The 14,569-nt window shown below is 56.8% G+C and carries 12 protein-coding genes; 3 read left to right on the top strand and 9 right to left on the bottom strand.

Features of this window, described 5'->3' with window-relative positions:
• Positions 1-41: 41 nt before the first annotated feature.
• Together AC5S27_RS04095 and AC5S27_RS04090 are read right to left on the bottom strand one after the other, a co-directional pair.
• Positions 42-2,915, bottom strand: a complete 2,874-nt coding sequence (locus tag AC5S27_RS04095; RefSeq protein ID WP_493933305.1) for a hypothetical protein — start codon at positions 2,913-2,915, stop codon at positions 42-44.
• A complete protein-coding gene (locus AC5S27_RS04090; RefSeq protein WP_493933304.1) occupies positions 2,905-3,516 on the bottom strand; it encodes a hypothetical protein in 612 nt (203 codons plus the stop codon). Before AC5S27_RS04090 ends, AC5S27_RS04095 begins: the two co-directional genes overlap by 11 nt.
• A gap of 475 nt (positions 3,517-3,991) precedes the next feature.
• Here AC5S27_RS04090 and AC5S27_RS04085 point away from each other — a divergent pair, with 475 nt between their 5' ends.
• Positions 3,992-4,339 carry a hypothetical protein gene (locus tag AC5S27_RS04085; protein ID WP_493933303.1) on the top strand — a complete coding sequence of 116 codons (348 nt, stop codon included), beginning with the start codon at positions 3,992-3,994 and terminating at the stop codon, positions 4,337-4,339.
• 295 nt (positions 4,340-4,634) lie between these two features.
• On the opposite strand, the gene AC5S27_RS04080 is transcribed toward AC5S27_RS04085, so the two are convergent.
• A complete protein-coding gene (locus AC5S27_RS04080; protein ID WP_493933302.1) occupies positions 4,635-5,255 on the bottom strand; it encodes a DUF6988 family protein in 621 nt (206 codons plus the stop codon).
• A gap of 220 nt (positions 5,256-5,475) precedes the next feature.
• On the opposite strand from AC5S27_RS04080, the gene AC5S27_RS04075 reads away from it, so the two are divergent.
• On the top strand, positions 5,476-6,234 hold the full coding sequence (locus AC5S27_RS04075) for a TIGR02391 family protein (protein WP_493933301.1): 759 nt from the start codon (positions 5,476-5,478) through the stop codon (positions 6,232-6,234).
• A 30-nt stretch (positions 6,235-6,264) separates the two neighbouring features.
• Here AC5S27_RS04075 and AC5S27_RS04070 read toward each other — a convergent pair whose 3' ends face one another.
• Both AC5S27_RS04070 and AC5S27_RS04065 read right to left on the bottom strand, forming a co-directional pair.
• Complete coding sequence (locus AC5S27_RS04070) at positions 6,265-6,531, bottom strand: hypothetical protein (protein ID WP_493933300.1); 267 nt, start codon at positions 6,529-6,531, stop codon at positions 6,265-6,267.
• A gap of 16 nt (positions 6,532-6,547) precedes the next feature.
• Positions 6,548-7,363 carry a hypothetical protein gene (locus tag AC5S27_RS04065; protein WP_493933299.1) on the bottom strand — a complete coding sequence of 272 codons (816 nt, stop codon included), beginning with the start codon at positions 7,361-7,363 and terminating at the stop codon, positions 6,548-6,550.
• 64 nt (positions 7,364-7,427) lie between these two features.
• Here AC5S27_RS04065 and AC5S27_RS04060 point away from each other — a divergent pair, with 64 nt between their 5' ends.
• On the top strand, positions 7,428-8,159 hold the full coding sequence (locus AC5S27_RS04060) for a hypothetical protein (protein WP_493933298.1): 732 nt from the start codon (positions 7,428-7,430) through the stop codon (positions 8,157-8,159).
• 145 nt (positions 8,160-8,304) lie between these two features.
• On the opposite strand, the gene AC5S27_RS04055 is transcribed toward AC5S27_RS04060, so the two are convergent.
• The 4 genes from AC5S27_RS04055 to mobF all read right to left on the bottom strand — a co-directional run bounded on the left by AC5S27_RS04055 (position 8,305) and on the right by mobF (position 14,569).
• A complete protein-coding gene (locus tag AC5S27_RS04055; RefSeq protein ID WP_493933297.1) occupies positions 8,305-8,568 on the bottom strand; it encodes a hypothetical protein in 264 nt (87 codons plus the stop codon).
• A gap of 43 nt (positions 8,569-8,611) precedes the next feature.
• Positions 8,612-9,460 carry a tyrosine-type recombinase/integrase gene (locus tag AC5S27_RS04050; protein WP_493933296.1) on the bottom strand — a complete coding sequence of 283 codons (849 nt, stop codon included), beginning with the start codon at positions 9,458-9,460 and terminating at the stop codon, positions 8,612-8,614.
• A 219-nt stretch (positions 9,461-9,679) separates the two neighbouring features.
• The gene (locus AC5S27_RS04045; protein WP_493933295.1) at positions 9,680-10,747 is read right to left on the bottom strand and encodes a PDDEXK nuclease domain-containing protein; all 1,068 of its coding nucleotides are present in this window, start codon (positions 10,745-10,747) and stop codon (positions 9,680-9,682) included.
• Between the two features lie 159 nt (positions 10,748-10,906).
• Positions 10,907-14,569 carry a MobF family relaxase gene (mobF, locus tag AC5S27_RS04040; protein ID WP_493933294.1) on the bottom strand — a complete coding sequence of 1,221 codons (3,663 nt, stop codon included), beginning with the start codon at positions 14,567-14,569 and terminating at the stop codon, positions 10,907-10,909.

Below are 14,569 nucleotides of genomic sequence, written 5' to 3'. Positions count from 1 at the left end.
CAGACACGGTCGCTTGACAGTTCTCGACAAGGAAGGCAGTTCTACCTTTCGTCGCTCGTGCGGAGATTCCGGTATCCTCGGAATCCGCGCGAAACAAGCAATTCAATCATTTCTTCGGCTTCCTTCCGCGCCATCTCGCCATCGCGCAAGGCTTCCTTCAGAATACTGTCCAGATGTTGGTTCCAACCGTGAATAGCCCAGCCGTCCCGGTCCTCTTCAAAGAGCACATGCACGACCCGGACTGCCTCATAGGGATACTTGGGAGACAGCCTATCGAGAGCTTCAACCACTGCAAAATCGGGGCGCAATGACCGCACCCGCTCTAGGATCGGCAGCGCTTGTTCGATGGCCCAGTCGTCGGGAAACTTGCTGCAGGCCAGCCACCAGCCGAAGGTCGCCAACTCCTCAGCTTCTTCTTTCGAGCCGGTCTTGAGCAACTCCATCCGGCTCTCCCAGAGGCGCATGAACCGCGCCTGAATCTCAGGTGAGAGAACCGCGCCCTCATGGATCAGGTTCCAGCCGATGTCGCCAACGGCCTGGGCCCGAAGCTTGATGCTTGCCGAAGCGAAAAATTGAACCAGTAACTCGTCATCGAGTTCAATGACCCCGTGCGCGTAGTACTGCATGAGGTGACTCGCCAGCGTCCGGTCGTTCTCGCCGACAGTGGCATCTCCTTTCGGCAATGCCTTGATCGCCATCAGGTAGCGCTTTCGCGTCGCGGGCAGCGTTTCGCCAACCGGCCCAGAGTATTGGAGATAGGAGCTCCAGGCGAACCGATCGAGTGTCTTCTCTTCTTTTGTTCCGTCTTTGCCGGGAAACAGCTTCGGAATGACTGACAGAAACCACTCAAGGCCCAGCCATGCCACGGTGCGGAATTGCATCCCGAACATCTCCCGAACAGCAGCGGAAGGCTCCTGCGCGGCGTCGAGCTTCTGCTCCAGGATCGCGAAGACCGGAGCGAGTCGTGCCTGCGTAAATTCTGCCTCGGGTGCCGCAAGCTTGATCCACCGCCCATAGCGAATCATGGCTTCCACACCGACGGGGCGAGGGGTATTCAGGGCAAACGAGGTATAGCGGCTGGGCTCTTTCTTATATTCGGCCTCGTCTTCGACGGTCGGCCGCGGCAGGAAGCAGACGGCGTAGGCAGAGGGAAACAGTTCATCCGCCCGCGTAAGATCCAGGCGCTTCTCCTCAAGAAACAGGTCCGACAAAAAGCGCGCCGCCGACATGTGCGCCCAATTCCAGGTGGCCTCCCGGTTCCAACCCTCGCGGTCCACCTCCATAAGAGCATCAGTATTTCCCGCTACCCACTGCGCCGCCCTTGCCACCGCATATACGTCGAAGGGTTTCTCCGTTTTGAGAGCGCCCGCAAAGGCATCGAGCAGCCCGGTCACATACGCCGGGTCGAGCTCGGTCGTCAAAAAACTCTCTAACACGTCGCTTGCGTGTTGCGGATCGTCCGCCACCCATTCCCGCAGGGTATTGGCTACCCCGGCGCGCGAAGGTTGCTCGAAGGGCTGTCCCGTGGAGGGCGGTGTCCACTCCTTCAGGTACTTCACCAATGCTTCAGTAGCCATTCCCCGGAAGGACTCAAGATCGGTGGGGCTATGATCCTGCAGTTGCCGCACGCCCCCGCTGCGGAAGCGGGGCCGCGGCGCTTCGTACTTTTCAAGTAGTCGATTGAGTTCGCGTGCGTGTGCCACATCGAGCACCGCCGCCAGCGGATGCAACCAGTTCAGTTGCCAGCGTTCGATGATAACGGTCGTTTCCAATTCAACATTTTCGGGAGGAACCCGATGCTGCAGATGGTATGCGTACGATGCGGGGTCCGGACCCCGGTCGATCCGTTCGAGTATCTCTGCCAACACATCCTTTGGTAGCGCCGGTGCTTGCTTCTTCAAGAGTTCCGTGAACTCAGGATTCCCTGAGGCGCGTGCATACCTATGCGGTTCGTTAAGGAATCGCGCTACCAAATCCGGGTCGGCATGGGTCCCATGAAGGAGCGTGAAGGCTCGCATCCGGTCAAAGATCGGCCAGGTGTAGGGCTCCAGCGCGCGCAGGATTTGCCGCGTGTGGTCCGCCGGTTGACTGCAAAGAAACTTGATAGCCCCGATGAGCGCGCTCACCGTTTCATTCAGCGCTTCGTAATGAGAACTATGTTCAAGATGCGGGCGCCAGATCGTCGAGTAGTCATCCGACTTATCCTGTCGATTGCTGCTGTGGATGGTGACAGCGCGATTGAGATTTTCTGCGAGCGCAGCCAGAAAACCGACTGGAATTGACAACGATAAAGGTTCGGTGACCGTCCTCAGAAATAGTTGCGACCAGACGGGTTCTAACTTCGCTTCCGGATCGGGTGCGGGTTTCCAATCAATGGTGCGGCCGTCTTCGGCTTCGCTCGGCGTACCCTTCCGCGTGTCTTTGGGCTCGCGGACCTCCAGGATTGCGGACGCGAGTTCGAGCGCAGTCCCCGGTTCTCCCCCCGTTGCCAGATGCTCCACTAGCGCCGCCGCCTTTTCGGGATACAGCGGTATCAATGAGTCTTGTCCCCGAACCCACGCGGCTTCCCGGAGGGCAAGGTCTCTCGCCAGTGCCGGCCGCAGCTTGCCAGCAGTCTCGACCAGCAACCGATGAACGATATGGTTGTCGCTCGCAAAGCAAACAGGCTTGATTGCCGCGGCCACCTCCTCCGGTGCAACGTCCGCCATGCGCAACAGATACTCCCCCTCCGGCCAGGGAGGGAAGCGATACATGTTCCCGATACGCTCGATGCCAGGTGGGTGATCGAAGCGCCCGCGCTTGGCGAGCGGCTCGATCCATGAGGGGCTGGATAGCTTCTCAAAGAAATACTCGTAGTTCCCACCACTCTTTTGGATGAGTTCGAGGGCCTTATCCACCTGTGCGTCAGTCGGCATTTTCGCCCTCCGCTAGCAATGCATCGATCTCGTCCAAATCACTGACCGGACGGGGTTGCATCCGTCGTAGCAAAATGTCCTCTACGGCAAACAGCTTGCCGACGAACTCGTCTCGTTCGGCGCTTTGCCCACTGTGTGCTACCGATTTGAAGTATCCATCCGAGTCCATCCATTCGGAGATTTCGTCTGCTACCACATCGGAAGGCAGCGCCGGACCTGGCCCAGCCAGTTGTGTCAGCAGCAGAGCTGTCTTCTTCCGGTTCTCTGCCCGATTGTTATCCGACCAGTCAAAGAAATCGTTGAGTGCTCCGATCAGGGTGTCCGAGACGCCCGATGGACGGCCGGTTGGATCGGGCGCCAGCTGACTGGCCTTTTTCAGCGCGAAGAACGCATTCTTCACCGGGACGAGGCGCTGTTTCATCCCGTCTCCGAACACCGCCCTTCCGCCGGTCATCCTGAGACAATGGGCGATCAACTCGCGGAAGGCGTGAGCCGCCAGTTGAAAGCGATACGGGTTGGTTTCGTCCGCGAACGCTCGTAGGCCGCCGACATAGATATCGGCAATCAACGGGTCGCGCCGCCCGAACTGTTCAAGGAGCATCCCCTGCTCCTGCCGAAGAAACATGTTATGCCCGCCGCCCAGACTAACAATGCCCGAGCCGATTCACTGCGCAGTAGCCTAGAGCCACGCAGCTCTATTAAGCTGCGCTCCGCGCCAGAGGAGATGAAAATAGCTGGGTCTATCCACACCAATCATATGCCCGTCGGGCGGGACGCAAACGGTTTTGAGGTGGCGGAAACTGTATCGCGATTGGTACCGGGAGCTCGGCCAGCGTTTACGAACGTCTCCGCTCCGCCGGCCTCTGCGCGCCCCAATCCCGCACGCAAGATCCGCCCGAAGAACGACTGCCCAAGCAATCTCTACGTCTAAAGCTGATGCAAGGAAACCAAGCCTGCCGAGGCCAAGACGTAAATATGGACCGAGAGATCACTCCGGTTCCTGAGCGTACGATTTTGGACGTTTGGTGTGGTGCCCACTACCTCTATTCCGTATATTCTGAAGGCCAGAGGTTGCGATGAAACGGGTCATCATCGTGCCAGTTACCGAGACTCGGCAATTCCCCGGCATGGAGATACTCGCGCGTGGGGGATCGATTGCTGCGCTTGTGGGCGATACCTTTGAAGAGAGAACCCGAAGCGCCTTCGATTCGGACGACTCGTTTTTCTATTCAGTCGCCGGCGGCCAGGCAGATCTCTACACCTTCAACACCTTGGCAGAAGCTGTTCGTTTTGCGAAGGACAAGATTGAGACGTTGATGGCGATCGAACGCAGCATTGATACCAGCCCGGCAGACGCGACTGAATACTTAAAAATCACGCCTATTGCCGTTCCGAATCCCGGGCGCCGCAGGAAGCAAGCCTGATCTGTCGTTTTGCTAATTATTTGGCACATTGTTGTTCGGATTATCTGGCACACCATCGTTCCTGACGCGCCCTAACCTACCCCGAAAAGGCCTCTGACGACAAGAATATGCCGGGGCCACTCATTCTCTCCGCAAATTTGCTGTCGTTATGCCAAATAGTGAGCACAGAAGTGCGCCACATCATTAGGAAAGCAACACACTTGGACGTTTCCACGGCAGTCACCGTGCCCGTGGGTAATTGCTGAATTGACAGCTTGTCGTCAGCCGGTATCAAGCCCGGCTCGCTCCACGCCCTTCATTTTTCGCGGGCCGGAATGGGATATAGCTCAATGTATTTCAAGCTAACAGCGTCGGCCGCATGATCTCGTTGCATCACGTTTAGAAATGGAATTACAGTACGGGTCAAAAGTGCCGTAGAACTGGCTAGTAGGCTCTGAATCTCTTCAGCCTCAAAATGGTCGCCGAGCGCTCCTTGTGAATCAATGCGCCTCGCAAGCTGCTCCAGGCCGCCATGTGTGTAGCCGTTCAGCATCTTCCAGGATTGGCCGGCATATTGAGTGAAAAGTTCATCTGTCTTGAAGGCAACATCGAGGGCAGCAGCAAGTTTGTTGAAATGCCCATATGGCTCCCCACCGTTCTTGATGGTCTCCACCTGTGGATCTGTCGCAAGGAATGCAGCGAACAACCCCCGGTAGGCGACTTCGACCATTGGGCGGAAAAGCGCAAAAGCTGAACCGATCAGACGCTCACGGCTGGCGAGAACAAGAATGGCCTCGTGGTGAGACTGGGCAAGCGATAGGAATGCTGCGAAGAGAGTCCGCCGATCATCGTCCGGATATTTTCCAGCAAGCCGATCGGTAATGAATTGATGCATTTCCTGCGCCCGATGCATCTCCAATTCGGTCTTGGTATCCATGCCCACAATAGTACGCGAGCAAGAAGGTTTTTAAGTTGCTGGGCAGGCGGCGGCGATGCCACCTGTTCCTTGCGCTCGAACTGTTCGTCCCGCCGCTCTTCTATACTGAAGCCTTGTATCGACTTGACATGACCTCGCAATCAAGTGAGCCATTTGTCGGGACGAGGGATCGTGAATGATTAGGCCAGAACCATTTTTCATTTCGACTTACGCTCGCGATTTGGCAGAGCTCAAAAAGCTCCCCATTGAAACGCAGGCGCTGCTGCTTCTCAAGCGGTTCAAGACGATTTACCTCGACCACAAGGCCCAGCCCGAGCAATTCTGTAAGCAAAATATCCTCAACCGAAGTGCCGGCTGTGCAGACCCACACGCTGTCGCGACTGGCTTTCCGGATGACGAGAAATGGGCGGTGGTCGAGCACCTTCTTGTGCAGCCGTGGTTTTACCTTGAGCAGAATTTCTACATCGCCAGCATGTCCGGCAATGGGTGGTTCCACATCACCGAGCCCGGCCTTCAGAAGGTGAATGACCAGCCAACGGCGCACCTTCCGGATCGAGAGATTCTTACCGCGCTGAAGTTCCTACATCCCGATTTGCAGGGCTACGCTCAATACTTCTACGACGCCAAGCTGACGGATGCCGTCGCGGCGGCATTCAGGCGTGTAGAAAACAGGCTGATTGAGATCCGGGATCGCTCAGGAATTGCGATTGTGGGAACGTTTAGCGGGGTCGCGCTCCCTCGAAAATTGATCGAATTCGGAGTCCTGAAGTTTCCGTTTAGCCAGCTCTCGGCGGGAAATCCAACCTGGCGGAAAGCATATACCGGGGAGATCGAAAACTTACTGTGTTCGTCAATCGGTTGGTTCCGCAATTCCTTCCAACATGAGCCGCATAATTTTCCGCCGCTGTCAGAGCGGGACGTGCTTGAATATCTGTTCGTAGCAAGTCATGTGCTGCACACGATAGACAAGATGGTTTGAACCGCCAGCGCGTCCAATCACAACAGGCGCTCAACGCGCAGTTGGCTTGAGGAACTTCTTCGTCGCCTCTGAGGGCGTGAGGATCTCGCCATCCACCAACATGCGCCCGGTGTATGAGCGATTGGCGCCGAACTCCCAGGCGATGTCGTGACCCTCACTAGCCAGCACCGCCCACTTCGACCGCTTCGTAGCGTTCTGTTCGAGCCAAAACGACCCGTCATCACCTTTGAATGATCGCAACCGATCGTGGCCTGTGCGATCAGTCCAGGTCGACATGTCGGTGGGGATGGGCTTCACTTGATAATGATATCGCTCACGGCTTTGTCGGCTGCTGCTGCGGAGCCGGTATGTTATATCGCTTGATGATCTTCTGGCGCAGTTCTTCCTTATATTTATAAAAATCCATTCGCATGGCGACCAACTGGGGATCGAGTTTCAGCCGGGCTACAAAGTCGGTGAAAAAGGTTTCTTCCATCACGTAGCAAGTCAGTAGCCGAGTGAATAGCTCAAGGGCAAACGACTGTTCGTCCGCAATACCCGAAAGGTGAATCAGCATACTTCTCGAATTCGGTGTTTCCTGAAAGACGAGCCGGTTTTGAAGGGATTGCAAAGTCGGGTGCGAGCCCGTCTCAGAAAGATCGGCGTACTCCGAGTGCAGATGGGGTATGTCCCTAAAGAGGCCATTCTTCTTGTCTTGCTCAAATGACGCTTTGAATTTCTTCTTCTCCGGCTCACCGTCATCCTTCTTCACCCAAAGCTCGATATTCGCGGGGTCTCGGAGCATGTGATGAGCGTGAGCGACGTTTTCAACTGCGTCTCTCAATATCGACCTTCCTTCCCCCATACAGCAACTGAACGCAAGCTCCATGCTGACCCGCACTTTGGCGTGGGCGCTGGCGTAAAGAACCACTGGGAACATGTGATCCCCGTTCACCGCTATTTCGAGGTCTTCAAGTCCGCGATGCCATTGCTCGTCTAGGCGATTGAAGAACTCCCACAGCTCTGGATACGTGTGGATTGATGCAGCGAGGTTGTTTCTCTTTATCTTGTAATATCGGCGGTAGTCACCTTTGATGTTTTGCTGTTCAAAGGGGGCGAGAAGATCAGCATCTGTCGGATCAATGGGCATGAAGTAGTCTCTGATCGAGAATACGCTCAACTGGCGGAAGGGATTGCTTGGAAGCGAGGACTGAGTGGCGGACGAAGACGAAAAAGGTGGCGGTTGGCGGCTGAGGCCGTGGCAAGGTCGACTTATCGCGGGGCTTTTGATTCTTGCTGGCGCCATTCACGCTTTCAAACCAGCGTGGCTGACGCTGGACTGGCCCTCGATCGCACTGATCTTTGTCGGCGTTCTGCTGTTATTTGTGCCGCTAGAAGATCTGGGCGCGGTGATCGAAAGCCTCGAATTCGGAAAGACCAAGATTCTCTTCCGCAAGGTCAAGCAACTAGATGAAAGCGTCGAGCGCGCAGTGAACGAAGAAGTTGCCACTACGCCCCAGCCAAAAATAGAAGAGACCCCAAAGTCCACACCAAATGCGGGTGCTCGCCAAGTCGAAGCCGAGGGTCAGCGCTCACCCTGGGGCGATTTTTTCTCCGATTCGCGAAACCGAACGCTATTCGATACCGACAAAGAGATCATGCTGGTCCGGATCGGCATCGAAATCGAGCGCGTCCTTGTTCAGCTAGATCAAAATGATTCCCCTTCGCCGAGGCCGATCGTTTGGAGCCGAACTGTCAACAACTTGGCGACGGGAGGAGTCATTACACCACAGATTGCGAAGGCCCTCTTAGAATTTCGCGACGTTCGAAATCAGCTGATCCACCCTTCCGGCGGTTCGGTGACAGATGCACTGATTGCGAGCGCGGTAGACAGCGGGATAAAGCTGTTGCGCCTTCTCACTGGACTCCGAGACATAAATCACTGATTTTGCCAACTTCCATCGGAAACGGAACGGGCTAGAATTGGGAATGAGGTGGCGACATGACAATCAGGCTATTTTTGCCCAACCCCTCCAATCGGTCTAATTGGCCTCATTAAGCGAGTTTTCTGTTTTATTGCCCGTAGAACGCCTACTTCGCGGCCTTTTTCTGCGCAGCCCAACGCCGCTTGACTGCCTCTGCAATCCGGGCGCGGCCCTCCGGCGACAGGTTGCGCTTCTTCGTCGTTTTCGCGGTTGTCGTGACTGATGTCAGCAAAGCGTTTTCGGCCTTGCGAGGCCGGCCGGCTTTCCGTGGAGCGGCGCTCCATGTCGAGTCAGCCTTCAACAGTTGGCGAGCTTCTTTCAAGGTCGCAATTTCTGCGTCGAGTAATGCGAGAAGGTCCTTGATTGCCATAGCCCGTATTATATCCAGCACGCCACAGAGCGCCTTCCATCGCTTACAGCCCAAGATTGTCGTTCACAGCGATGACAATCTCCTGCTCAGAGCCCAGATAACGTTCCGTCGTCTGGATCGAGGAATGGCCGAGGAGAAATTTGATTTGCTCCAGGTCGCCGCCGCTCCTTCGGCAGAGTTTCGCGCAAGTGCGGCGCAGGTCGTGCGCCCCAAAGTGCTCGATCCCGATCGCTTTCGCGGAGGCCTCGACCACACTCCAGATTGCCCAATCGCCCAACTCTTTCCGCAGGATGCGGCCGCTTTTCGAGAGCGGGCGCAGAAGCCGGCCGTCTTCAATTTTGGCCACCGTCTGCCACGCGTTGATCGCGTTTTTCACCCAAACCGGAATTGCGACCGTCCGCACCCGGCCGCCTTTGCCAACCAGGTCCACGATGACCCACCGACCTTCGCGGAGCTGAATGTCATCGAGCGTTAGCGTGGACAGCTCTTGACGTCGCAGAGCGCAGCCGACCAAAAGAGCGAGAATACAGTAATCGCGCTTGCCCTTGATCTTTGATCGATCCGGAACGGCAAGCAGTTCTTTCGCCTGGTCACGCGTCAGCCAGTTCCCCAACCGTGTCCCCTGCTGACGCAGGTTCGGTACATCGGTCATCTTCGCGGCTTGCTCCGCATCGAGAATGCCGTTCCGTTGTGCTTCCCCTACCAACTTCCGGATTGCAGAGAGCCGGACGTTCACCGTCGAGGCGCTCAACTTTTTCTCCAGCATGGCTGCACGATATTCCATCAGCAGCGCACGAGAGAGAGGTCGGCTGGCACAGAACGCAAACAGATCGTCGACCGCTTTGGCATAGTTTCGTTTGGAATGGTCGGAGCCGACCGAGTTCAGCACCATCGCCCGCAACTCCCGAAATGCAGCATTGCGGTCGAGCTGCGATTCGTCCGCCGAAGGGATCAGGGCCAGGGACGTGCTCATACGATGACCCGAGGACTACTCATCCCCTGGTTTCGAAACGTTTTACGGGCTAGATGAGTGTTCAAGATCCAATTTGGCAATGGGCCATTGCCAAATTGACAGGACCTCACGATCTGTCTCCCGTAGGCACGGAACGCCTTATTCCTCATCGGGCACTCCTTTCCGCAGAGACTCGATCTCCGACCGGAGCTTATTGACGACCTCCTGGAGGTCCTCAACCGTTGGCAGCTCCTCCTGCATAGGCGCCGGAAGCTCTCGGGTCACGTGGTAGGTCGAGACGCCGATCGGCTGATTGATGGTCTCAAGAGTGAATTCCACGATGGGACCGCTCCGGCTCTCGCATAGGAGAACTCCGATGCTGGGCCCTTCTACCGGCGTTCGCATCGTGCCGTTCACCGCAGCCAAGTAGAAGCCCAGTTTGCCGGCATGTTCGGGCTGGAAGGCACCCACCTTCAATTCGAAGACGAAATAGCGGTGCAAGCGGACGTGGTAGAAGAGCAGATCGATGTAAAAGGTCTGCCCGTCCACGGTCAAGGGTACCTGGCTCCCGACGAACGAGAAGCCGCGGCCCAGCTCCAGGAGAAGGTCGCGAAGATGGGTCAGGAGTCCCCGCTCGATCTCCCGCTCTTTTGCAGCCTCGGTCACCGTCAGGAAGTCGAAGTTGTAGGGGTCTTTGAGGATCTTCTCCGCCATATCCGATTCTGGAGGCGGCAGCTCTCGCTGGAAGTTGGTGAGTGACTTCCCTTCCCTCTCGTGCAAACGGCTCTTGATCTGAAGGACCAGGACATCCTGACTCCAGCCATATTCGAGGGCGGCCCGCAGGTACCACTCTCGCGTGGGACGATCCTTGATCCGGTCCAAAACCCTCAGATTGTGGCCCCAAGGCAATTTGGCAATGAGCGATTGCAAAATTGCCTCCTCCGGCCACGCCTCGGCCAAAGCGCGCATGTAACGGAAGTTCCGGGGGCTGAAGCCTTCGACTCCGGGGAACTCGGCCTGCAGGTCGCTCGCCAGGCGCTCGTTGATCTTGGTTCCCCACCCCTGCGACGCAAAACGTTGGCTGAGATCCTTGCCGATGGACCAATACAGGAGGACCAATTCCCTGCTGACGGCGAGGCCTGCGCGGACTTGGGCGGTGCGGATGCGTCCTTTAAGCTCCTTGAGGAGCTCTTGGTAGCCGGAGGGGAGCTGGAGGCTTTTTTCCACGGAATTAGCGTAGCACAAAGATTGCCCACGACAATTGGCATTGTCGTGGTCTATAACTCAGCTTAAAGATGGGCAATTTTTCAGGCAGTTTAGAGCATTGAAGCCTCCTAACTGCATGCGTTACGTAGCTTAAGTGATCACTACAAGTTTGTAGCGAAATTAAAGTCCAATACCATATCCTTCAGGCTCGATCTGAGGCGGGGATGCTGTAAGCGTGCCATCGACGGGCTGAGAGAGAACCGGCGACTGCACTGCCGTTTCCAAGCTTGATACGGATTTCATCAATTCTCGACGGTCGGAAATGAAGAGATCAAGGTCGCGGATACGCGGAGATAGTCGCATAAATGTCTCTTGCTGTCGTGCGAGTTCTATCGAATCACCAGTGATAAAAATGCGTTCGCCATCGGCAGCCCTTATGCTGTCGACTACGTACCCGTATTCGATATGCTTGGCTAAATTGAAATCTAACTCCAGCCTCCTTCCGCTATCTAGACGGACCGACAATCCATCGTTCGTTCCGATTCGCTCCACTGTCGCGACGTCTCCCGCACGGATATTAAATTCTGGGTTCCAATCCGTGAATCGGATGCGCTCGCCCATAGCGATCTCTCGTTGCTCCTGGCGATACGTGGTGCTCTGTGCGGTCTGTTTTTTCAGGAGCGCAGGGTCATAAGAGACCTCGCTTCCGTCGCGAGTCACGATGACCAGCGTATTCGCTTTGGGATTAACCGCCAGCACAGTGACAACGCTGTTATCTGCAATGCCATGCTCGCCAGGGCTGCCGGATTTGTAGTGGATCTCGTCCCTTGGCAAGTAGTTCGCCGCCAGACGAGGATTGCCCAAATCCTGCCGAACTAGGACAGAGACAGTGCGAGTCTCCGTGGCAAGGGTCCCTTGATCTCGGAGTTCATCGCGGATGAGTTGAGTTAATTCTTGTCGCTCTTTGTCGTCAGGAGCAACAACGACGGTTCGGCCCGGGTGTGCAGCGTAAGCAAAAGACACCGCTGCGAGACGATGCTCAGAGCTTGCGTACTCATGGACGCGTCCCTCCTCCTGCAACCATGTTGTTGCCGTCTTCAAATCACGCGCGCGGTAGGCCACCACAGCGACTTCCACCTCGAGCTGAGAACTCCTCGGACGGAAGTCTACGGCTGCCGTTTTGGAAACATCGGTGGCCAATCGGCGGCCAAGAGTCTCAGCATTATTCGTATAGATGTGGGCGTCGTGAGAGGAACGTGAGATTGCGACGTAGGCTAGCCGTGTGTTAATCAGGCTATACGAACTGTCCGTGTCGAAATGCGCGAGAACACGGTTAGCCGTGAGTCCTTGTGAGCTATGTGAGGTCATCGCATAGCCATGGTCGAACTGCCGGAATTGTGCGGCGTCGAAGCTGACGGTGCGGTGGGTTTTGCCATCCATGCGAACCGTCAGCCGGCTGTTTTCGATTCCTGTGATTGTGCCAAGCTCGCGATTAGCAAGGGTGAGTTGTTTACTAGGTGCCGTCATCTGAATCCGATCGCCAGTAGCGAACTCGCGCTCAATCTCACGAAAGACGTTGACACCGCGCAACCGTCGCGGGTCATACGTCACATTCGTTCCGTTTCCAAGTTCTACGGTGAGCATATTAGCACGGGCATCCACGGTGCGGACGGTGGCGAAACTATCCCGCTCGATGCCTTCGGCCTTGCTACCGGTTGTGTATTGCAACACGTCGCCAGCGTTGTACCGCGCCGCCCAGGTGCGGTCGGCTCCGGTCATATCGGAGCGATGGGTAAGGGTGCGGAAGGTCTGGCCGTCTGCCGCCAAAACGCCTCTGTCCAGCAGCTCGGCACGTACCGCCTCATTGATCTGTTGACGACTGCGGTTGTCGGGCGAGACAACGATGGTGTTCTCCGGTTGCGCGGCATAGTCTTTCGCGATAGCTGCGATGCGTTCCTGCATGTAGGGGATCTCTGTGATACGCCCCTGGCTGGCGAGCATATCGATGCCTTGCTGCGTGTTGTTTTTCGCAAGCTCCTCGACGGCTTTCAGCAATTCAGGGTCCTTCTGCCTCATGATGTGGTCAAGTTGCGAGGTGCGCATCCCGGCATCTTGCATCTGCTCGAAGGGCTTTCCGGCCTCCACGCCCTGATGCTGGCTAGTGTCGCCGATCACCAATACGCGGTCATTGGTATTCAGCTTGTCGAGGAAAGCTCGCATCTGCCGTGTGCTGGCGAGACTCGACTCGTCCAGCATGTATAGGCGCCGAAATTCAGGGCTCGCGCTGGGCTGGTTGTCGCCGCGCGCAAGAAAGCTCTGTAAGGTTGTAGCGTCGATTCCGACCTCGCGAAGCTGCGCCGATGCTCGGGAAGTTGGGGCAAAACCCTCAACGGTGTAGCCGCTCTTTTCTGCGCCTTCACGGATCGAAGCCAGCACGGTCGTCTTCCCACTTCCCGCGCGTCCCTGCAAGCCATGAATGCGGTCGGTGGAATTGAGAACTTCCTCGATCACGCGGCGCTGGGTGTCGTTCAGGAAGTCCCGCGAACACGCTTGATCCTGTGCCAACTCGGCACTCATGATCGGTTGGACGGCATTCCATCCCGCAACAACATGAGCAATGTTGGCGCGTTCCGCGGCGATCGTTTCCGGTGTAGTGAAACTGCGTCCCGAAGCGTATTTGGCGGTCTCGACAGAGCGGAGTTCACCACGCTGGCGCCTTGCTTCGAAATCGGCGCGAACCTCGGCATAAGTCGTCTCTCCCATGCCACGCCGCAGCGCATCCCGGAAGATGAGCCGTTCATCTGCGACGGCCTCGCGCTCAAAGAGACTGTCCCGCGCATAGGTGATGGCTTCCTTCGCGCGAGTCGCTCGGTCTGGATTACGCTCCTGCGTCTGGGCACGTTCGCGAGCCTCCTGCACGACTTGTCGCGGCTGGTTGCCAAACTGGGCGGCGACGTTGCGATGGGCCTCCCGGACCTCTTCTCGCGTGAGGGTCAGCTTCTTGTCGCGTGTGGAGTGCGCCGCGATCTGCGCGGCTCTCGGGCCGCTAACGCCACTCCTTTCCATCTCATCTTTAATCTGTTGTGACCGCAGGCTCGATGCGTCGAGATAGGACTGACTAAACCCCTTGACCTCAGGTGCTCCGCTCTTTCCGGGCTCGATTTCATAGCCGAGATCTCGCAACCGATACATCAACTCGGACTGGTAGACAGCCGTGGCGAATTGCTTGCTTTCAAAGAACGGCCGTTCCTGAAGAGCCCTTGTCGAACCATCGGATTGCTCGGTGACATTGAAGATGACGGCATGGGTATGGAGCTGCGGCGCGGCGTAGCCATCGACGGGCCGGGCGGTATCGTGTTCAAACTTCGCCGCGATGAACTTCCCGGTATTCTCGGCAGGGTTGTTGCCGCCGATCCGAGCGTGCGTGTACTTCTCCAACTCATCCAGTGCTACCGTTACAGCGGCGGCGTGGGCCGCACGAACCCGGTCATCCCCTCCGACCAGGGCAATCAACGAAACGGACTTCGGCGCGGAAAAGGTCGCATCCCAGCCAGCACGATGCTCTACGGCTTTTACGGTCTTGCCGCTGGCCGTCTGGTACTCCACGGCTTCTCGATGCCGAACCATCTGTGCCTTGGTTTGCGGGTGCTGCCCCTCCGACAGACGGGAAAACTCCTGAGCGGTCACCTCGCCAGAGAGTCCCAACGAGGTTGCGAGCCGCCCCTGCCACTCGCCCTTTACCTCGTCTCCCTGTTTGTAATAGCTCTGAGCGGCGGAGGTGTACTCCAGCTTGTGATACGTCTGAGCCTGTCCTGAACTGAGCGCCTTCGGAATAGTCATCAT

It is taken from the genome of Acidicapsa borealis, from assembly GCF_059115245.1.
The sequence above is the reverse complement of the archived record's forward strand: the minus strand, read 5'-3'. Positions and strand labels throughout refer to the sequence as shown.